This is a genomic window from Kocuria rosea subsp. polaris (genome assembly GCF_001483755.1).
Classification (GTDB): domain Bacteria; phylum Actinomycetota; class Actinomycetes; order Actinomycetales; family Micrococcaceae; genus Kocuria; species Kocuria cellulosilytica.
The window spans coordinates 93,928-113,447 of the sequence record NZ_LQBK01000038.1 but is presented as its reverse complement, the minus strand read 5'-3'; the positions used below and the strand labels follow the sequence as shown (position 1 = coordinate 113,447).

Sequence of the window (19,520 nt, the reverse complement as noted above, 5' to 3'; positions counted from 1 at the left end):
AAGGAGTTCCATGACCACCGCAGCACCCGCCACCGCCCCGACGACCGAGCTCACCGTGCTGGACCCGCGGGACGGATCCACGGTCGGCACCGTGGCCGCGGCCACGGAGGAGGAGGTCCGCGCCGCCGTCGCGGCCGCCCGTGCGGCCGCCCGGGACTGGGCCCGGACGGCTCCCGAGGAGCGGGGGAAAGCCCTGCGCGCCGCCGCGGACCGGCTGGCCGAGCACGCGCAGGAGCTCGCCGAGCTCAACGCCCGCGAGACCGGCAAGCCCGTCGAGGAGTCCCTCGGCGGGGTGATGGCCGGGGTCGGCACGCTCCACCAGTACGCGGAGCTCGGACCGGTGCACCGGGGGCACAGCCTGCGCGGCAGCGTGCTGGCGGCCGACTACACCGTCGCGGAGCCGCGCGGCGTCGTCGTCGCCCTCACGCCCTGGAACGACCCCGTGGCGGTGGCCGCGGGCCTGCTCGGCGCCGCGGTCGTCACCGGCAACACCGTGGTGCACAAGCCGAGCGAGCGCTGCCCGCACGTCGGGGCGCGGCTCGGGGAGATCCTCGCCGAGGCCCTGCCCGCCGGGGTGCTCGGCACCGTCAGCGGCGGCGCCGCGGTCGGGGAGCTGCTCACCGCGCTGCCCGGCGTCGACGTCCTCGCCCACGTCGGCTCCACCGCCACCGGGGAGGCCATCGCCCGGGCGGCGGTCGGCACCGGCGCCCACGTGGTCCGGGAGAACGGCGGCAACGACGCCCTGGTGGTCGACGACGACGTGGACCCCGTCTGGGCCGCCGGCCAGGCCGCCCTCGGCGCGTTCGCCAACGCGGGCCAGATCTGCGTGGCGGTCGAGCGGATCTATGTGCACCGCGGCGTCGCCGAGCCGTTCCTCGCGGCACTGGCCGAGGAGGCGCGCCGGCGCAACACCGAGGGCACGCTCGCCCCGCTGGTCGACGAGCGGATGCGCGAGGAGGTCCACCGTCAGGTCGCCGACAGCGTCGCCCGGGGAGCGGTCGTGCTCGAGGGCGCACGGGTGCCGGAGGGCCCCGGGGCGTTCTACCCGGCCACCGTCCTGCGCGGGTGCACCCCCGGGATGACCGTGATGACCGAGGAGACGTTCGGACCCGTGGCCCCGGTGCAGGTGGTCGACAGCTTCGAGGAGGGGCTCCGGCTGGCCGCGGCCGACCGCTACGGGCTGGCCGCGACCGTGCTCACCGGGCGGATCGCCCACGCCCAGCGCGCCGTGGCCGAGCTGCCGGTGGGCACGCTGAAGGTCAACAACGTCTTCGGCGGCGCCCCCGGTGGCGCCGCGCAGCCGCGCCGGGCCTCCGGCGCCGGCTTCGGCTACGGGCCCGAGCTCCTGGAGGAGATGACCCAGGTCAAGGTCGTGCACATCGAGATGCCGCCGGCGGCGGACTGAGCGCCGGCCGGCCCGGCGGCATCCGGGTCCGGGACGTCACCGCCGGCGCAGGGGCTCGAGGAGCCCTCGGACCCGGTCCGAGGGCTGCTCGCCCAGTTCCCGCGCCAGCTCGCCGCGGTAGTCCCGGAACGCCCGCCACGCCTCGGCCTCGTTGCCCAGGCGCAGGTGCGCGCGGAGCAGCAGGCTCACGGTGCTCTCGCGCAGGGGAGCGGCGTCGCGCAGCGTCCGGGCCAGCGCCAGGGCGTGGTGGACGTCGCCGTGGACGAGACAGAGCTCCGCCCGTTCCTCGACCGCGTTGACGTAGAGCTCCTGCAGCCGGGCCTGCTCCTCGAGCACCCAGTCGTCGTACCAGCCCGGCAGCAGGGCCACGCCGGGGCGGTCCAGCACCCAGGCGTCCTCGTGCCCGGCGGACCAGGACGCCACCGGGCGCACGAGCAGCTCGAGGAGGTGGTGCAGGTCCACGTCCACGGCCTCGGACAGTCCCAGGGCGCCGCCGCGGCACTCCACGGCCCCCGGTACGCGCCGGGACAGGGTGAAGACGGCGGTGCGCAGGCTGCCGAGCGCGTGGTCCTCCGGGCAGTCCGGCCACATCAGCCCGGCGAGGTAGTGCCGGGACCGGGGGCCGTGGATCGCCAGCGCCGCCAGCAGCCGCTGCTGCCGGGTCCCGGTCCGCACCCTGGTCCCCTGCACGGCGGCGTCCCAGCTCCCCAGCAGGCGCAGCGTGATCGTCCTTCCGTCGCCCATGACCTTGCTCCCCCCCGGCTGACCAGGCACGATGTCAGCGCCCGCGCTTCACCGCCATGCTGGGACGCGGCGCGGGGGAAGTCAACGACATGACGGGCCGCACGGCGCGTGCGACCGTCCCGGTCCCCGCCGGCCCGCGCCGCGGGCCGGCNNNGCCGCCGAGGCTCTCCCAGCCGCTCCAGCGGCGCCCGTTCCACCACTTGTGCCACAGGGCGTTGTCCGTGCCGATGCCGAAGCAGTCGATCCGGCCGTAGTCCCAGGAGACCGCGGAGGGGACGTGCCGCAACCGGCCGCCCAGGCCCTCCCAGTGGCTCCAGCGGCGCCCGTTCCACCACTTGTGCCACAGGGCGTTGTCGGTGCCGAGCACGAAGCAGTCCAGGCGGTTGCGGTCCCAGGACGAGATCCCGACACCGCCGCGGCACCGGCCGCCGAGGCTCTCCCAGCCGCTCCAGCGGCGCCCGTTCCACCACTTGTGCCACAGCGCGTTGTCCGTGCCGATGCCGCAGACGTCGATCCGGTCGCGGCCCCAGGAGACGGCGGCGGGGTTGGACTTCAGCCGGCCCCCGAGGCTCTCCCAGTCGCTCCAGCCGCGGGCGTACCACTTGTGCCACAGGGCCCGGTCGGTGCCGATGACGAACGTGTCGAGCCGGCCCCGCGCCCAGGAGGACACGCCCGTGCCGTACCGGCAGTCGCCGCCCAGGTCCTCCCACCCGGACCAGGCCGTGGTGGTGACGGGCGCGGCGAGGCCCGCGGGGGTCGAGGCCAGGGCGGCACCCGTGCCCAGCACGGCCCCGGCCGTGAGCAGATTTCTCCGTGACACCCCGCTGGGCGCGGCGGTGGTCCGGTGGTCGGTGAGGTCCTGTGCGGTCATGGCGTGCTCCTCGACGCGGGCGGGCCGGCCGGTGGGACGGTGACCCGCCACGGTGGATGCGGTGGGCGCGACCGGAGCGGGCGGCGGACGTGGTCCCCGGCCGCCGGGACGGTCCCGGAGCGGTCTCCCGGTCGCACGGACATCGTCCGGCCCGCGGTGTGATCCCGGCGTGACTACCGTCGGGGCATGTCGGGGCAGGTCAGGGGCGCGTCGTGCTGCCGCGGGCCGGGCTGCGGACCGCGGCGCCCGGAGGCGGGCTCAGAAGCGGCGGCGGACCCGGACGGTGTTGGCCAGCCGCCGCACCTTGGGCACGTTGGTGGAGAGCACGAGGTAGCCGGTGAGAGTGCCCACAGTGGTCGCCCCGCCGGCGATGAGGGGCACGTGGAACCTCCGCCACCGCTCCGGGTCGGACGCGAGGATGTGGGCCATGCCGTTGATCGAGGCGGCGATCACCGCGCCGGCCACCACCTGGTGGCCGATCTTCTCGCCCCGCTTGAGCAGCGGCTCGAACTCGTCGGCGCGCAGGTGGACGTCGAAGCCGCCGCGCTCCAGGACCACGATGAGCCGCCGGAGGTACTCGGGGGCCTCGACGCCCATCTGCACCGCGTCCTGCAGGATGTCGCGCAGCCGCTTGGCGAGGATCTCGGGGGAGAGCCGGTGCAGCACGAAGCGCTGCGCGTACGGCGTGAGGACCGAGACGAGGTCGAACTCCGGGTCCAGGCCGGTGCCCACGGACTCCGCCGTGACGAGCATCCGCAGGAACAGCGCGGACTCGCGCGGCAGGTGCATCCGGTAGCGGCGCAGCATCCCGATGAGGTCGCCCATCAGGTGGCCCACCCGCACCTCGTGCAGGGGCTTGTTCGAGTAGCGGCGCAGCAGGATCGCCACGTCCCGCTCGAGCGTCTTCTTGTTGACGTCCTGCTCCTGCGAGGTCAGCCCGAGCAGCCCCGCGGCGACCCGCCGCGGGTTCTCCTGCACCACGCCGAGCATCAGGGTCACCAGGTGGTCCCGGAACTCGTCGGTGAGGGTGCCCATCATGCCGAAGTCGATGATGCCGATCCGCCCGCCGGTCTCCACGAAGAGGTTGCCGGGGTGCGGGTCCGCGTGGAAGAAGCCGTGCTCGAAGATCATCCGGCAGATGGCCTCGGTCGAGTCCACGGCCAGCAGGTGCCGGTCGAGCCCGGCCTCCTCGAGCGCGGGGTAGTCGTTGATCTTGATCCCCCGGATCCGCTCCATCGTGAGGATCCGGGAGGTCGACGCCTCCCAGAAGATCTCCGGGATGTGCACGCGGGGGTCGCCCATGAAGTTCTCGGCCATCCGCTGGGCGTTGCGGGCCTCCGTGAGGTAGTCCAGCTCGTCCCGCAGGGACTGGGCGAACTCGTCCGCGAGACCCTCGAGGTCGAAGTGCTCCACCGCCGGCCAGTAGGTGGACAGCAGCTTGGCCAGCTCGGAGAGGATCTCGAGGTCCCGGTTGACCTCCTCGACGACGCCGGGGCGGCGCACCTTCACGATGACGTCGACACCCTTGTAGACGGCCGCGTGCGCCTGGCCGATCGAGCCGGTGGCGAGCGGCACGGGGTCGATCTGCGCGAGGATCTCCTCGGCCGCGGAGTCCGGCTCCGACTCGATCATCGCGCGGATCCGCTCCGGCGGAACGGGGGGCGAGTTGTCCTGCAGCCGCGTCAGCTCCTGCACGTACCGCGGCGGCAGCAGGTCCGGCCGGGTCGAGACGACCTGGCCGAGCTTCACGAAGGTGGGCCCGAGCTCCTCGAGGGCCTGCCGCAGGTGGACGGGCTGGCTGTAGAGCTTGTCGGGGTCGATGAGCCGGACCCGCGCCAGCGGTGCCCGCCACTCCTCCTTGATCCCGCCGAGGGCGAAGCCGAAGCCGTGCTTCGAGAGCACCTCGAGGATCTGCAGGAAGCGTTCCCGGCGGCTGATCATCGGCGGGCCGCTCCGGTGCTCATCCGGGCCAGGTAGAAGGACATGAACCCGGTCGCGACGGCCACGATGAAGCACAGCGCGCTCACCAGCGGCTCGATGCCGAGGAAGACCGTGCCCACCCCGCCCAGCAGCACGGTCATGGCGAGCAGCGCCCAGACGGCCGCGTGCACCCGGCCGAGCACGCCGGACCCCGGGCCGGCGGAGGACCGCTGGGCGGACACGTCGTCGTCGTGCGCGGGCCGGTCGGTGCCACCGGCCGCCGCCGCGGACACGGCCAGGCCCTTGCGCCACTTCTTCGCGTTGCGCGAGCGGTCGGCCTCCGCCGGGACGTAGGCGTCCGGGACGGGATGGCTGTCGGCGGGCGGCAGCAGCTCGGGGACGTCGTTGGGCAGCCGCTCGAACCACTCGGCGGGGATGTCCTCCGGGCGCGCGGCCTGGAGCGTCATCGAGACCTCGAAGGCCGAGCCCCGGATGGTGCCCCACACCGCGGTGAGCCGATCCTGCTGGAAGGCGTGGTCGATGATCGGGATGAACTGCTGGGACATCTGGGTGGAGAGCCTGCCCACCTGGCGGCGCTCGTAGAGCACGTCGACGATGTCGAGGGTCTGCCCGTGGTGGTTGCGGACCTTGTTGGTCTCGAGCGTCAGCATCACGCGGCCCTCCCCGGACGGGGGGATGACGCTGTGCAGGTACTCGGCGAACTCCTGCTCGTCCAGGACCTTGATGGAGGGGCCCTGCGGCAGCACCGCCGCGTGCGTCGGGGGCGTGTTGAGCGGGAAGAGCAGGTCCGGGGCGGCGATCGACAGCCGCGCCGCGGCGTCGACCTCCGCCTGCCCGTCCTGGCGCAGGACCGTGGCCTCGAGCTTCAGCGGCGCCACCGGCGTGTAGCCGGAGGCGATGACCCGCGCGAGGTAGGGCCAGTACCGCTGCGCGTCCTGCTGGGCGAGGTGCCCGATCTTGTTGGGCCCGATCCGCACCGAGACCGTGTGGGGGTCGAAGGGATTGTCCGGTTCCGGGACCAGCGCCGCGTTGCCCGTCCAGGTGCGCAGCTTGCCGAAGGACAGACCGCCGAACACCCGCATGATCTCGGTGTCGTAGAAGTTCTCCGTGACGATCTCCAGAGAGCCGCGGTCGTTGAGCGCGTAGTCGGTCATGGTCTCCCTCGATGGAGCTGGGGCATCAAGTCGTCCTCAGCATCTCACGATTCCCGGGACGCCCGGTTCATTGTCCGGCCCGTACGGTGTCCGCGCTGACTGGTGCAATGATGGCCGATCAGGACACCGGGCGGGCCCCGGTGGCCGTCCCGGGACGAGAGCCGGACCGGGAGCCGCAGAGGAGGCGCACGGATGCCCCAGGGCCAGGTCCCCCCGCCCGAGCCCGGCCGCCCGGCGGTGGACGTCGACGTGCTGCGCACGCTGTTCCTCAGCCCCGCCGACTGGATCCACCGCCGCGTGGAGTCCGTGCTGATGAGCCCCGACGGCGTCACCCGCCGGAAGGTCTCCCTCGACGTGGACCTCGCCGCGCGCGCCCCCTGGCCGGCCGACGCCGCCGGCCGGCTGCTGGTGCCCGTGACCATCCAGGCCAAACAGCCCCTGCGCAACTTCGACGCCGTCTGCCAGGGCGACCCCGTCCCGGTCCTGAGCACGGAGGACAACGGCGCGCTCGCCGAGCTGCTGCTGCGCGGGCTGATCCCGGAGCAGCTGCCGCCGGCCGAGGCGGCCGTCCTGGCCCACGACCACGTCCCGGCGATCGTGCACGCCCCCGAGCTGCTCGTGGAGGACGCCCTCGACGGGTTCTGGGCCTACTGCGAGCACCTGCGGGTGGTCGTGCAGGAGCTCGTGGACCGGGGGATGCTCCCGGCGGAGGACGCCGAGCACTGGGATGCGGACCTCGCGCTGTTCACCACGGTGGCCGACCAGCTGGCCCGTGGCTTCCTGCTGACCTTCGCGCTGCCGGAGGAGTTCGCGGGGCGCCGGCTCGTGCTCAAGTACTCGATGGACGAGCAGTACGCCGCCGGCGGGAGACCGCGCGCCCGGGACCGGCTGCGGCACTGCTGGATGCCGTGGGTGGGGCGGGTCGGCCTGCACGACCTCGCGTCCTGCCGCAGCTTCCACCTGGAGCTCACGGTGCCCGCGGAGGTCCGGCTGCACGAGTTCACGGTGCTCTCGCACGAGGGCGGGCGCCCGGGCGGTGCGGGGGGATCGCACCGGGCGGTGGACAGGGTGCTCGCCGAGGACCGCACCGTGCGGCGGTGGCCCGGGGCGGTGCGCGGTCACCTGGCGCTGCGGCCCACGTCCCGCTTCGACGACGCCTTCTGCGAGATGGTGATCCTGCCGGCGCGGCAGGGGATCACGGCGTTCGCCTCCGTGGCGGTCAGCCTCATCACCGCGGTCCTGCTGCTCGTGGGGCTCGTGTCGACCGTGCGGGAGCACGTCCTGGGGCCCGGCTGGCAGGTGCCCTCCGCGGCGGCGTCGATCGTGATGTCCGTGGTGGCGGTGCTGCTGTCCTGGATCAACCGGCAGCCGGAGCACGACGTCTCGGTGCGCGTGATGCGCCCCCTGCGCTACGCGCTGAACCTGGAGGCCCTGGTCATGCTGATGCTCGCCGGCGCCGCGTCGGTCCCCTTCACCCCGGGGGCGGCCGCGGCGTACTGGGCGGTGCTCGTGCTGCTGCACGTGCTCTCGCTCGTGCTCGTGGCGCGCACCTGGTGGGTGCGGCGCTCGGTGGACCGGGGCTGGTACACCTCCCGGGCGCGGCGGCACGGCCGATGACCGGCGGCGCTCTGTTCAGTGGGACGGCGGCCTCCTACACTGGAGGAGTCACGGAAAGGATCCACCATGGCCTATGACGCCCGGACCGGTCCGCAGGCGCCCCAGCCGCGCCGCGAGCACCGCAACGACTCCAAGGTGAACCTGCTGCAGCTGGGCAACTCGTCGATGTCGCTCGGCCAGAGCCTCGACCGGCGGGTCTTCAAGTCCAACGAGGACGCCCAGCGCGCCGTCGACCGCGTGCTGCGCCGCTCGGGGCGCCCCGCCGCCTGATCCCGGCCGGCCCGGAACCGCCGGACCCCCAGACGCTCGCGATCCCCCCGGTGCCCACCGGGGGGATCGCCGTTGCCCGGGGCCCCGGCGCGGGGGTGTCGGCGAGGGGTCAGGGCCGCGCCGCCGCCTGCGCCCGCAGCGCCCGCAGCAGGTGGTCCCGCTCCTCGACCAGGATCCGGCGCAGGGCCGCGGGCGCTCCGGCGTGGCTGTTCAGCCACAGCTCCGTGCGGGCGAGCACGGGGTGGTGCCCGGGGTCGTGGCCCGGTTCGAGGTCGGCCCCGCCGGGGTAGAGGCCGGCCACGATGCGGGTGGCCATCCCGATGGACCGGTGCGCCCAGACCTCCTCCAGCATGCCGAAGTACCGCTCGCGGTAGGGCTCCACCAGTTCGGCCGGGCCCAGCCGGAAGCCCTCGATCGTGGCGGTCAGCAGGTCGTTGGACAGCTCGTCACCGGTGATCGCCTCCCAGGCCGCGGCCTTGGCCCCGGGCAGCGGGCGGGCGGCCCGGGCGCGGGCCCAGCCGACCTGCCCCGTGCGGGTCCGGTCGCCGGCGTGCTCCCGCTCCAGGGCGGCCTCCAGCTCCGGGTCCTCGCCGTGGCCGGTGGCCGCGAGCGCCGTCCACAGCGCCCAGCGCAGCTCCGGGCCCAGCCGCAGCCCGGGCAGCGCGTCCCGCCCGCCGAGGAGGTCGCGCAGCCAGCCGGCGTGGCTGCCGTCGCGGCGGGCCGTGCGGGCGGTGAGCCGGGCGAGGGCCAGCTGCCGGTCGCTGCCGGGGTCGGCGCGGCGCAGCTCCCGGACGGCGGCGTCGAGCAGCCGCCCCCGCAGCCGGGCCCGGCGGGCGGTGGGGGTGAAGCGCTCGACGGCCTCCACGGCGTGGTCCACGGCGGTGCTGAACATCCCGGTCCGCGGCTCGGCGAAGCCGTGGTCCAGGACGGCGCCCACCCAGTCCCCGGGGTCGAGCTCGGCGTCCCGGGTGGCGTTCCACAGCCCGGACCACAGCTGGGCGCGGGCCATGTCGTCCTCCACGGAGGACAGGGAGCTCAGGGCCGTGGTGAGCGAGAGCGGGTCCAGGCGGGTCTTGGCGTAGGTGAGGTCCTCGTCGTTGACCACCAGCAGGGGAGCGGTGGAGCCCACGAGCTCGGGGACCTCCACGGACGCCTCGGCGGGCAGGTCCACGCTGACCGTGCCGGTGCGCACCAGGACGTCGCCGGGCCCGCGCTCGTAGCCGCCGAGCAGCAGCCGGTGCGGGCGCAGCACCCCGGGTCCGGGGTCCTGGAGCAGCGCGGCGAAGGTCACGGTGCCGTCGTCGTCCCGGGCGAGGTCCAGGGTCAGCGTGGAGACGCCGGAGGTGGCGAGCCAGGACTCGGCCCAGCCGCGCACGTCCCGCCCGGAGGCCTCCTCGAGCACGGCCAGGAAGTCCTCGAGGGTCGTGGAGCCGTAGGCGTGCCGGCGGAAGTAGGAGCGGCACGCGTCGACGAACGGCTCGTAGCCCACGAACGCGACGAGCTGCTTGAGCACCGCGGCGCCCTTGGCGTAGGTGATGCCGTCGAAGTTCTGCCGGGCGGCCTCGAGGTCCTGGACGTCGGCGACCACGGGGTGGGTGGTGGGCAGCTGGTCCTGCCGGTAGGCCCAGGCCTTCCGGCGGTCCGCGAAGGCGATCCACGCCTCCTCGAAGTCCGTGGCCTGCACGGAGGCGTGGGCGCCCATGAACTCCGCGAAGGACTCCTTGAGCCACAGGTCGTCCCACCACGTCATGGTCACCAGGTCCCCGAACCACATGTGGGACATCTCGTGCATGAGGGTGTTGGCCCGTCCCTGGTACTGGGCCCGGGTGGCCCCGTCCGGGAACAGGTACTCCTCGGTGAAGGTCACCAGCCCGGGGTTCTCCATGGCCCCGAGGTTGTACTCGGGCACGAACGCCTGCTCGTACTTCCCGAACGGGTACGGGTAGCCGAACAGCTCGGTGAAGAACGTCAGGCCCTGGCGGGTGAGGTCGAACAGCTCGGGGGCGCCGGTGGCCGCGTCCAGGTGCTCGGCCAGCGAGGCCCGGCAGTACAGGGCCAGCGGCACGGACATCCGGCTGCCGTCCTCGAAGGAGTGCCGCCACTCGCCGGCGACCCGGTGGTACGGGCCGGCCAGCACCGTGGTGATGTACGTGGAGATCCGCTCCGTGGGGGCGAACTCGTGGCGCACGGACCCGGCCCGCTCGGCCTCCGGGGCGGGGGAGACCGCCATCCGCACCCCGTTGGAGGAGACCTGCCAGCCCTCCGGGGCGAGAACCGTGAACCGGAACGACGCCTTGAGGTCCGGCTGCTCGAAGTTCGCGAAGACCCGGCGGGCGTCCGCCGGCTCGTACTGGGTGTACAGGTAGACCCGACCGTCGGCGGGATCCACGAACCGGTGCATCCCCTCGCCGGAGCGGGAGTACCGGCCCCGCCCGGCCACCGAGACCTCGTTGCTGGTCTCGAGGGACGGGAGGCGGATCCGCGCGCCCTCGACGACGTCGTCCGGGTCCAGCTCCCGGCCGTTGACCGTCACCGACTCCACGGAGTGGGCGATGAAGTCCAGGAACGTCTGGGCGCCCTCCTCCGCGCTGAAGCGCACGGTGGTCACGGACCGGAACGAGTCCGCCTCCGGGTCCGGCGCGGTGGACAGGTCCAGCAGGACGTCGTAGCTCTCCACGGCGACGAGCTGGGAACGGTCGGCGGTCTCGCTGCGGGTCAGGTTGTCGTTGCGCACCGTGCCATTGAACCACCCGCCCCGCCCCCGGGCCCTGGACAGGGGACCGGCCCGCCGTAGGCTGGACCGCGAGCCCGCCCGAGCGCACCGGAGGACATCCGCATGGCCGACCAGGACCGCCGGACGCTGCTCGCGGGCACCCTGCTGGGGGCGGGGATCGCCGCCTCCGTGGTGGACCTCGCAGTCTTCCACCTCCTCCTGCACTGGCACCACTTCTACGACCTGTCCACCACCGGGGTCGCCCTCGCCTCGGACGGGGTCTTCCACGCCTTCGGCTGGTTCACCACCGTGGGCTTCCTCTTCCTGCTCGCCGACGTCCGGCGCCGGGGCACCGTGTCCTGGCGTTGCTGGAGCGGGGGCCTCCTCCGGCTCCGCCGCTCCCGGCCCGCCCGGTCGACCGCCTGAGTGGACCGCAGGTCACGCCCCGGACGCGGCGTCCCGGCGGGCCTCGAGCTCCGCCACGAGCTCCTCGTGCCGGTCCTGGGTGACGGGGTGGGGGCCGTCGGCGTTGACCAGGTACTCGTGCTCGAGCTGGCACACGACCCTGCTGTGCAGGACCTGCAGCTCCACGAGGGGCAGCGCGGAGAGCTCCGCGGGGAAGTCGCAGTCCGGGCCCAGGCACGTCTCGCAGTCCGGGGACCTCCCGGCACCGGTGCCGGCCGGGGACGGGACGGTGTCGACGCCGCTCATGCCGCCACCCCCTCCGCCCCGGCGCCGTGCCGCGGCGCGGGGGCCGGGACCTGCGCACGGACCGCCGGGCGGGACGCCTCGGCGAGACCGAACGGCACCGGCCGGGTGAGGATCCGGACGGAGCCTCCGGGCTCCGGCACGGAACTCTGCTCGAGGGACCACCGCAGGAGGTCCAGGCCCTCCGGGTCCACGTGCTGGGCCCCCGTGAGGTCCACGGCGACGGCCGCGTCCGGGAACAGCGCGCGGGCTCGGCCGACCAGCGGGGTCAGGGTGCGGTGGTTGTGCTCGGTGAGATCGCCGGTGACCACCAGGCGCACGCACCGGGTGTCCAGCTCGATCTGCACGACGACGGACAGGGAGTGGTCCATGGAGGGGTCCTTCCACGACAGGACGTCACGGCCGGCTGCTCGACCCGTGCTGTCGATGGTAGATGCCCGTGACGTGGGTCACCAGACGCTGTGCCGAGTCGTTACGGACGTGAGTGTGCCCACAGCCGGCCCGCTGAGGGACCGCGGGCGCCGGTGCGCCCGGTAGCGTCGGAGCCATGCGCATTCTCGTGGTCGGTTGGTCCAGCGTCCTGCACGGCGAGGCGACGGCCGGCGACGTCCTCGCCATGGACGCCGTCGCCGACGCCCTCGGCACGGCGGGCGTCCCGCACGACGTCGCGTGGAGCGCCGTCATGTGCCCGCCCGGGGGGCTGCGGCTCGACGACGCCGAGCCCGCCGACTACACCCACCTGCTGTTCGTGTGCGGCCCGGCGACCGGGCGCTCGATCGCCGGGCTGCACGAGCGCTTCGCCCACTGCCGCCGGATCGCGGTCGGGGTCAGCGTCCTCGACCCCCGGGACCCCGTGACCGCCGGGTTCCACCGCGTCATCGCCCGGGACCGCCCCGGTGCCGGTGCCCACCGGGACCTGGCGGCACGGGCCGTGCCCGGGCTCGTGCCCGTCCTGGGCGTCTACCTCACCTCCGGGCAGCACGAGTACGGTGCCCGCCGCCGGCACGACGACGTCCGGGCGGGGCTGGAGGAGTGGCTGGGCCGGCTCGACGCCGCCCGGCTGCCGCTGGACACCCGGCTGGACCCGCGGGACTGGCGGCTGCCCGCCACCGCGGCCCAGGCCGGCTCGGTCATCGCCCGGCTCGACACCGTGGTGACCATGCGCATGCACGGCCTCGTCCTGGCGCTGCGGGCCGGCGTGCCCGCGCTCGCCGTCGACCCCGTCGCGGGCGGCGGGAAGGTCACGGCCCAGGCGCGGGCCTGGGACTGGCCGGCCGTGGTCGGCGCCGACGAGCTCGACCCCGCCCGGCTCGACGAGCAGCTGCGCTGGTGCCTGTCGCCGGCCGGGCGCACGGCGGCCGGGGCGCGGGCCACGATGACCCCGAGCGGTTTCGAGCAGCTCGACGAGCTCCTCCAGGACCTCCTCGCGGACCTGTCCGGGGAACCGGGCCGGAACGCCGACGACGAGTTCGACCGCGAGCTCGGCGCGGAGCTGCCGGCGGTCGGGGCGGCGGGCTCGCAGCGGCGCTGACGCAGGCCCTATGTCAGCCGCCTGATCATTTTGTGCCATACTCCGATCCATGAACTACCTGGGCGTCAACGCGATTTTTCACGACCCCGCGGCGGCTCTCGTCGTGGACGGCAGAGTGGTGGCAGCGGCGGAGGAGGAGCGTTTCTCCCGCCGCAAGCACGGCAAGCGTCCCGTGCCGTTCTCGGCCTGGGAGCTGCCCGAGCAGGCGATGCGCTGGTGCCTCGCCGAGGCCGGGCTGACGCCGGCCGACCTCGACGCCGTGGGCTACTCCTTCGACCCCGCCATCGCCGCCGAGATGCCGGACGACCCGTACGACCCGGTGCGCGTGGACTACGCCCGGCGGGCCCCCGGGTTCCTCGCCGAGGCCCTGCCCGGGCTGGACCGGGAGAAGGTCCGCTTCGTCGAGCACCACGTGGCCCACGCCGCCTCTGCCGGCCTCGCCGCCCCCGCCCGCACGAGCAGCGTCCTGGTGGTCGACGGCCGGGGCGAGGCGCACTCGCACCTGGCCGGCCGGTACCGGGACGGCGAGCTGGAGATCCTGCACCGCCAGGCGCTGCCCGAGTCCCTCGGCCTGCTCTACGAGTCCCTCACCGACCACCTGGGCTTCCTGCGCTCGAGCGACGAGTTCAAGGTCATGGCCCTGGCCTCCTACGGGCGGCCCCGCTTCCTGCCCGAGCTGCGCGAGATCGTCCGCGCCAAGGGCGACGGCGGCTTCTGCGCCCAGGCGCCCGACTGGACCCGCTTCGCGCCCCGCCGGATCGACGACGGCACGTGGGGCGGCGACCACGCCGACCTCGCCGCCTCGGTCCAGGCCGTGGTCGAGGAGGTCCTGGTGGACCTGGCCACCTGGCTGCACGAGCAGACCGGGGACACGGTCCTCACGATGGCCGGCGGCACGGCGCTGAACTGCGTGGCGAACTCCAGGATCTGGCGCGAGACGCCGTTCGAGGAGGTCTGGGTCCAGCCCGCCTCCGGGGACTCCGGGACCGCGCTCGGCGCCGCCCTGCACCTGGCCCAGGAGGCCGGGGACCTCGGCGCTCCCCAGCCCACCGCGGCCCTCGGCCGCAGCTGGTCCGGCGAGGAGCTCGCGCAGTGGCTGAGGACCGCGCAGGTGCCCTTCAGCACCCCGGCGGACCTCGCCGGCGAGGTCGCCGACATCCTCGCGGACGACGGCGTGATCGCCTGGTTCGACGGCCGCAGCGAGTTCGGCCCCCGGGCCCTGGGCCGCCGCTCCCTGATCGCCAATCCGATGCGCGCCGAGAACCTCGAGCGGCTCAACGACGTCAAGGGCCGCGAGCAGTTCCGGCCGGTGGCGCCCATGGTCCTCGAGGAGCGCGCCGCGGAGATCTTCAGCGGCGGCCCCCTGCCCAGTCCCTTCATGCTCTTCGTCCACGACGTGGCCCCCGAGTGGCGCGAGCGGATCCCCACCGTGACCCACGTGGACGGCACCGCCCGGATCCAGACGGTCACCGACGAGGACAACGCCGGGATCGCCGCGCTGCTGCGCGCCTTCGACGAGCGCACCGGCGTGCCCGTCGTCGTCAACACCTCGCTCAACACCGCCGGGCGGCCCATGGTCGACGACCCGCGCGACGCCCTCGAGCTCTTCGGCTCCGCCCCGGTGGCCGCGCTCGTGCTCGGCCCGCACCTGGTCCGCCGCGCCGCCTTCTTCCAGGAGGCCCAGTGACGGCCGCGCCCGGGACCTACGCCGTCGTCGTCCCCTCCGTGGGGCGGCCGACCCTCCAGTGGCTCCTGGACACGCTCTCCGCCCAGGACGTCGACGCGGACCACCCCGGCCCGCTCGAGGTCGTCGTGGTCGACGACCGGCCCGGCGACGTGGAGCCCCTGCGGCCCAGCGTGCCGGACAGCGTGGCCTGGACCGTGCGCACCGTCCGGGGCCACGGCCGCGGCCCGGCCGCCGCGCGCAACCGCGGCTGGCGCGCCGCCCGCCGCTCCGGGGCGGAGTGGATCGCCTTCCTCGACGACGACGTGGAGCTGCCCGCCGGCTGGGCCCAGCGCCTCGCCGAGGACCTCGCCGCCTGCGGGCCCGAGGTCGGCGCGACCCAGGGCCGGATCGACGTCCCCCTGCCGGGCCACCGCCGGCCCACCGACTGGGAGCGCAACACCGCGTCCCTCGAGGACGCCGACTGGGCGACCGCGGACATGGCCTACCGTGTCGCCGCCCTCGAGGCCGTCGGCGGCTTCGACGAGCGCTTCCCGCGGGCCTACCGGGAGGACGCCGACCTCGCGCTGCGCGTGCGCCGGGCCGGATGGCAGCTGGTGCGCGGGCAGCGCCGGATCACCCACCCCGTGCGTCCCGCCGACGACCTCGTGAGCCTGCGCGTGCAGGCCGGCAACGCCGACGACGCCCTGATGCGCCGCCTGCACGGGCCGGACTGGCGCCGCGCGGCCGAGGCCCCGCCGGGCGGCTTCCGGTGGCACGCCGCGACGGTCGCCGCCCTGGGCACTGCGGGTGCGGGTGCCGGCGCGGCGCTCACCGCCACGGTCCTGGGCCACCGGCCCGCGCGGCGCGCCGCGCTGGCCGCGGCCGGCGCCGGGGCCGCGGCGTGGGGCTGGCTGACCGGGCGGTTCGTGCTCCTGCGCACGGTCCCCGGTCCCCGCCCGGGCGACCCCGAGTTCCGGCCCGAGCTCGGCCGCATGCTCCGCACCAGCGTCGCCATCCCGGTGGCCGCCGTGCGGCACAAGGCCCGGGGCTGGTGGCGGCACCGGGGCACCGGGCCCTGGCCCGTTCCGGTGCGCGCAGTGCTCTTCGACCGGGACGGCACCCTGGTCCACGACGTCCCCTACAACGGCGACCCGGACGCGGTCGAGCTCGTCCCCGGGGCCCGGGAGGCCGTCGACGCCGTGCGCGCGGCCGGCCTGCGGGTGGGCGTGGTGTCCAACCAGTCCGGGATCGGCCGCGGCCTGCTGACCCGCGCGCAGGTCGACGCCGTCAACGCCCGGGTGACCGAGCTCCTCGGCCCCTTCGACACCTGGCAGCTGTGCCCGCACGCCCCGGAGCAGGACTGCGCGTGCCGCAAGCCCCGGCCCGGGATGGTGCTCGCGGCCGCCGCGGAGCTCGGGGTGGACCCGTCCGAGTGCGTGCTGATCGGCGACATCGGCGCCGACGTCGAGGCCGCCCAGGCGGCCGGCGCGGGCAGCGTCCTGGTCCCCACCCCGGTGACCCGCGAGGAGGAGGTCGCGGCGGCCCCGGCCGTGGCCGGGACCCTGCGCGAGGCCGTCGCCGCCGTGCTGGCCCCCGGCGCCGGTGCGGGGACGGAGGCCCGCCCCGCCGCCCGCCCGGCACCGGCCGCGGCGGCCGGGGCCCGGGGCTGAGCGTGGGACGCACCCTGGCCGTCCGCCTCGACTCGGACGGGGACGTCCTGCTGACCGGGCCCGCGGTCCGGGCCCTGGCCCGGACGGGGAACCCCGTGGACCTGCTGGCCTCCCCGGCGGGGGCCGCCGCCGCCCGGCTGCTGCCGGACGTGGCGGAGGTCCTCGAGTACTCGGCGCCGTGGTCGGGCTTCAGCCCCCCGCCCGTGGACCGGGAGGCGACCGAGGCCCTGGTCGACGACCTCGCCGCCCGCGGCTACGACCTCGCCGTGGTCTTCACCTCCTTCCACCAGAGCTCCCTGCCCATGGCCCTGCTGGCCCGGCTCGCCGGGATCGAGCGGGTCGTGGCCACCAGCGAGGACTATCCCGGATCGCTGCTGGACGTCCGGCACCGCCGCGCGGACCCGCCCGGCGGCGGCCACGAGGTCGAGGCGGCCGTGGAGGTCGCGGTCGCCGCCGGCGCCCCGCGGCCCGCGGAGCAGCAGCTGCGCCTGGCCGTGCGCCGCCCGCTCCCGCCCGTGCCCGCGGAGGTGGCGGCACTGCCACCGGGCTGGGTGGTCCTGCACCCGGGCGCCTCCGTCCCCTCGCGCGGGCTCACCGCCGAGCACGCCGGGTCCCTCGCGGCGGGGCTCACGGACGCCGGGCGCGCCGTCGTCCTCACGGGCGGGCCGGGGGAGCGCGAGCTCACCGCCGCGACCCGCGCCGCGGCCCAGGCCGCGGCGCCCGGGGGCACGGTGCTGGACCTCGCCGGCCGGACGGACCTGCCGGGCCTGGCCGCCGTGCTGGACGCCGCCGCGTGCGTCGTCGTGGGCAACACCGGTCCCGCGCACCTCGCCGCCGCCGTGGGCACCCCGGTCGTCTGCCTGTTCTCCCCGGTGGTGCCGCCCGAGCGGTGGGCGCCCTACGGCGTGCCCCTCGTGCTGCTCGGGGACCAGGGCGCGGCGTGCCGCGGCTCCCGCGCGCGCGACTGCCCCGTGCCCGGCCACCCGTGTTTGAGCTCCGTCTCCCCGGCCGCGGTCCTCGCCGCCGTCGAGGAGCTGACGGCCGGGGCCCGGGGCATCCCCGCCACTGTTCCCGAACCGCAAGGAGGACCCGGGTGCGCATCCTGACCTGGCACGTCCACGGGTCGTGGACGACATCGTTCGTGCACGGTCCCCACACCTACCTGCTGCCCGTGCTGCCCGACCGCGGCCCCGACGGCCGGGGCCGCGCCGAGACCTGGGACTGGCCGGCCGCCGCCGTGGAGCGCACGCCCGAGGAGCTGGCGGACGACGAGTTCGACGTGGTCCTCCTGCAGCGCCCCCACGAGCTCGAGCTGCTCGAGCGGTGGACCGGGCGCCGGGCGGGGACCGACGTCCCGGCGGTCTACGTGGAGCACGACACCCCCCGCGGGCCCGCCGTGGCCACCCGCCACCCCCTGGCCGAGCGCTCCGACGTGCCCGTGGTGCACGTGACGCACTTCAACCGCCTGATGTGGGACAACGGGCTCGCGCCCACCGAGGTCGTGGAGCACGGCGTCCTGGACCCCGGCCCCCTCTACACCGGGCGCACCGCGAGCCTGGCCGCCGTGGTCAACGAGCCCGTGCGGCGCGGGCGGGTCGCCGGCACCGACCTGCTGACCGCCCTGGCCGAGGAGCTGCCCGTGGACGTCTACGGCATGGGGATGGACCGGCTGGCGGAGCACGCCCCCCACATGGCCGGGCGGTTGCACGAGAACTATCCTCAGGAGAAGCTGCACGCGGCCCTCGGCGGGCACCGGGCCTACTTCCACCCCTACCGGTGGACGAGCCTGGGGCTCGCGCTGCTGGAGGCGATGACCATCGGGATGCCGGTGCTCGGGCTCTCCACCACCGAGGCGCCGCGGGCGGTGCCGCCCGGGGCGGGGCTGCTCTCCAACGATCCGGAGGAGCTCGCCGCCCGGGCCCGGCACTGGCTGAACGACCCCGACGCGGCGTCCGCCGCGGGCACCGCCGCCCGCGAGCACGCCCTGAGACACTACGGTGCGGACCGCTTCCTCGCGGAGTGGGACCGCGTCCTGGAGAAGGTGACAGCATGAGAATCGCAATGGTCTCCGAGCACGCCAGCCCCCTGGCCGCGCTCGGCGGGGTCGACGCCGGGGGGCAGAACGTCTACGTGGCCGCCCTGGCCGAGGGGCTCGCCCGGCTGGGCCACGACGTGGTGGTCTACACCCGCCGCGACGACGCCGGGCTCCCCGACGTGGTCGAGCTCGCCCCCCGGGCCCGGGTGGTCCACGTCCCCGCGGGACCCCCGAGCCTCCTGCCCAAGGACGACCTCGCCCCGTACATGGACGAGTTCGGCCGCTGGCTCGCGCGCGAGTGGGCCCGCGACGGCGCCCCCGACCTCGTGCACGCCCACTTCTGGATGTCCGGGCTCGCGGCCCGGCGGGCCGCCGGGACGATGCAGATCCCGGTGGTGCAGACCTTCCACGCGCTCGGGGCCGTCAAGCGCCGGCACCAGGGCGCGGCCGACACCAGCCCCACCGGCCGGCTCGCCGCCGAGAACGAGCTGGTCGCGGCGGCCGACCTGGTCCTGGCCACGTGCCGGGACGAGCGGGCCGAGCTCCTGGCCCTCGGGGGCGACCCCTCGCGGATCGACGTGGTCCCGTGCGGCGTGGACCTCGACGCCTTCGTCCCCGCCCCGCCGCCCGCCGGCGGGCGGCGGCCCCGGATCGTGGCGCTCGGCCGACTGGTGGAGCGCAAGGGCGTGGACGTCGTCGTGCGCGCCCTCGCCGAGCTGCCGGACGCCGAGCTCGTCGTGGCGGGCGGGCCCGACCGCGCCGAGCTGGACCGCGACCCCGAGGCCCTTCGCCTGCGGGCGCTGGCCCGGGAGCTCGGGGTCGCGGACCGGGTCGAGCTCCGCGGCCGGGTCGACCACGACGACGCCGCCGCGCTGCTCGCCACCGCGGACGTCGTCGCCTGCACCCCCTGGTACGAGCCGTTCGGCATGGTCCCGCTCGAGGCGATGGCGTGCGCCCGCCCCGTGGTGGGCAGCGCCGTGGGCGGGCTGCTCGACAGCATCGAGGACGGCGTGACCGGTCTGCACGTCCCCCCGCGGGACGTCCCGGCGACCGCGGCCGCCCTCGGCACCCTCCTCGGGGACCCCGAGCTGGCGGCCCGCATGGGCCGCGCCGGGCGCGAGCGCGTGGAGCGGCTCTTCGACTGGCGGCGCGTGGCCCAGGAGACGGAGCGCTCCTACGCCCGCGTCGTCGCCCG

Annotated in this window: 16 protein-coding genes and 1 pseudogene; 10 read left to right on the top strand and 7 right to left on the bottom strand. The window is 75.4% G+C overall.

All coding sequences use genetic code 11. The annotated features are described in order from the left end of the window. The first annotated feature begins 10 nt into the window (after nt 1–10). On the top strand, nt 11–1,405 hold the full coding sequence (locus AVL61_RS14390) for an aldehyde dehydrogenase family protein (protein ID WP_058875013.1): 1,395 nt from the start codon (nt 11–13) through the stop codon (nt 1,403–1,405). A gap of 36 nt (nt 1,406–1,441) precedes the next feature. Here the strand turns inward: AVL61_RS14390 and AVL61_RS14385 are convergent, their stop codons facing one another. From AVL61_RS14385 to AVL61_RS14370, 4 genes are all read right to left on the bottom strand, one after another. Next, nucleotides 1,442–2,149 (bottom strand): AfsR/SARP family transcriptional regulator, encoded by a 708-nt coding sequence (locus tag AVL61_RS14385; protein ID WP_058875012.1) that lies wholly within the window; start codon nt 2,147–2,149, stop codon nt 1,442–1,444. Between the two features lie 34 nt (nt 2,150–2,183). Continuing rightward, the gene (locus AVL61_RS18780; RefSeq protein WP_058875011.1) at nt 2,184–3,020 is read right to left on the bottom strand and encodes a PLL family lectin; all 837 of its coding nucleotides are present in this window, start codon (nt 3,018–3,020) and stop codon (nt 2,184–2,186) included. Nucleotides 3,021–3,278: 258 nt separating this feature from the next. Then, complete coding sequence (locus AVL61_RS14375; RefSeq protein WP_058875010.1) at nt 3,279–4,961, bottom strand: ABC1 kinase family protein; 1,683 nt, start codon at nt 4,959–4,961, stop codon at nt 3,279–3,281. Then, nucleotides 4,958–6,115 carry a hypothetical protein gene (locus AVL61_RS14370; RefSeq protein WP_058875009.1) on the bottom strand — a complete coding sequence of 386 codons (1,158 nt, stop codon included), beginning with the start codon at nt 6,113–6,115 and terminating at the stop codon, nt 4,958–4,960. The genes AVL61_RS14375 and AVL61_RS14370 overlap by 4 nt, the downstream gene beginning before the upstream one ends. A 192-nt stretch (nt 6,116–6,307) precedes the next feature. Between AVL61_RS14370 and AVL61_RS14365 the strand changes: the two genes are divergently transcribed. Together AVL61_RS14365 and AVL61_RS14360 are read left to right on the top strand one after the other, a co-directional pair. Beyond that, the gene (locus AVL61_RS14365) at nt 6,308–7,732 is read left to right on the top strand and encodes a hypothetical protein (RefSeq protein WP_058875008.1); all 1,425 of its coding nucleotides are present in this window, start codon (nt 6,308–6,310) and stop codon (nt 7,730–7,732) included. Nucleotides 7,733–7,798: 66 nt separating this feature from the next. Beyond that, the gene (locus AVL61_RS14360) at nt 7,799–8,002 is read left to right on the top strand and encodes a hypothetical protein (protein WP_058875007.1); all 204 of its coding nucleotides are present in this window, start codon (nt 7,799–7,801) and stop codon (nt 8,000–8,002) included. Nucleotides 8,003–8,111: 109 nt separating this feature from the next. Here the strand turns inward: AVL61_RS14360 and pepN are convergent, their stop codons facing one another. Then, nucleotides 8,112–10,736 (bottom strand): aminopeptidase N, encoded by a 2,625-nt coding sequence (gene pepN, locus AVL61_RS14355; RefSeq protein ID WP_058875006.1) that lies wholly within the window; start codon nt 10,734–10,736, stop codon nt 8,112–8,114. A gap of 102 nt (nt 10,737–10,838) precedes the next feature. Here pepN and AVL61_RS14350 point away from each other — a divergent pair, with 102 nt between their 5' ends. Then, a complete protein-coding gene (locus AVL61_RS14350) occupies nt 10,839–11,141 on the top strand; it encodes a DUF2243 domain-containing protein (protein ID WP_082697183.1) in 303 nt (100 codons plus the stop codon). A 12-nt stretch (nt 11,142–11,153) separates the two neighbouring features. Here AVL61_RS14350 and AVL61_RS14345 read toward each other — a convergent pair whose 3' ends face one another. Together AVL61_RS14345 and AVL61_RS14340 are read right to left on the bottom strand one after the other, a co-directional pair. Further along, nucleotides 11,154–11,426, bottom strand: a complete 273-nt coding sequence (locus AVL61_RS14345) for a hypothetical protein (protein WP_058875005.1) — start codon at nt 11,424–11,426, stop codon at nt 11,154–11,156. Then, the gene (locus tag AVL61_RS14340; protein ID WP_058875004.1) at nt 11,423–11,794 is read right to left on the bottom strand and encodes a hypothetical protein; all 372 of its coding nucleotides are present in this window, start codon (nt 11,792–11,794) and stop codon (nt 11,423–11,425) included. The genes AVL61_RS14345 and AVL61_RS14340 overlap by 4 nt, the downstream gene beginning before the upstream one ends. Nucleotides 11,795–11,970: 176 nt before the next feature. On the opposite strand from AVL61_RS14340, the gene AVL61_RS14335 reads away from it, so the two are divergent. From AVL61_RS14335 to AVL61_RS18755, 6 genes and pseudogenes are all read left to right on the top strand, one after another. Next, nucleotides 11,971–12,954: a polysaccharide pyruvyl transferase family protein gene (locus AVL61_RS14335; RefSeq protein WP_082697182.1), complete on the top strand. Its 984-nt coding sequence runs from the start codon at nt 11,971–11,973 to the stop codon at nt 12,952–12,954. 49 nt (nt 12,955–13,003) lie between these two features. Further along, nucleotides 13,004–14,641 carry a carbamoyltransferase family protein gene (locus AVL61_RS14330; RefSeq protein ID WP_058875003.1) on the top strand — a complete coding sequence of 546 codons (1,638 nt, stop codon included), beginning with the start codon at nt 13,004–13,006 and terminating at the stop codon, nt 14,639–14,641. Further along, nucleotides 14,638–16,290: an HAD-IIIA family hydrolase gene (locus AVL61_RS14325; RefSeq protein WP_082697181.1), complete on the top strand. Its 1,653-nt coding sequence runs from the start codon at nt 14,638–14,640 to the stop codon at nt 16,288–16,290. Before AVL61_RS14330 ends, AVL61_RS14325 begins: the two co-directional genes overlap by 4 nt. A gap of 2 nt (nt 16,291–16,292) precedes the next feature. After that, on the top strand, nt 16,293–17,396 hold the full coding sequence (locus tag AVL61_RS14320; RefSeq protein WP_058875002.1) for a glycosyltransferase family 9 protein: 1,104 nt from the start codon (nt 16,293–16,295) through the stop codon (nt 17,394–17,396). Then, nucleotides 17,384–18,343: a glycosyltransferase gene (locus tag AVL61_RS14315; RefSeq protein ID WP_058875001.1), complete on the top strand. Its 960-nt coding sequence runs from the start codon at nt 17,384–17,386 to the stop codon at nt 18,341–18,343. Before AVL61_RS14320 ends, AVL61_RS14315 begins: the two co-directional genes overlap by 13 nt. Next, nucleotides 18,340–19,518: pseudogene (locus tag AVL61_RS18755) on the top strand (glycosyltransferase); the annotation flags it as partial. The gene AVL61_RS14315 and the pseudogene AVL61_RS18755, both read left to right, overlap by 4 nt. Nucleotides 19,519–19,520 lie beyond the last annotated feature (2 nt).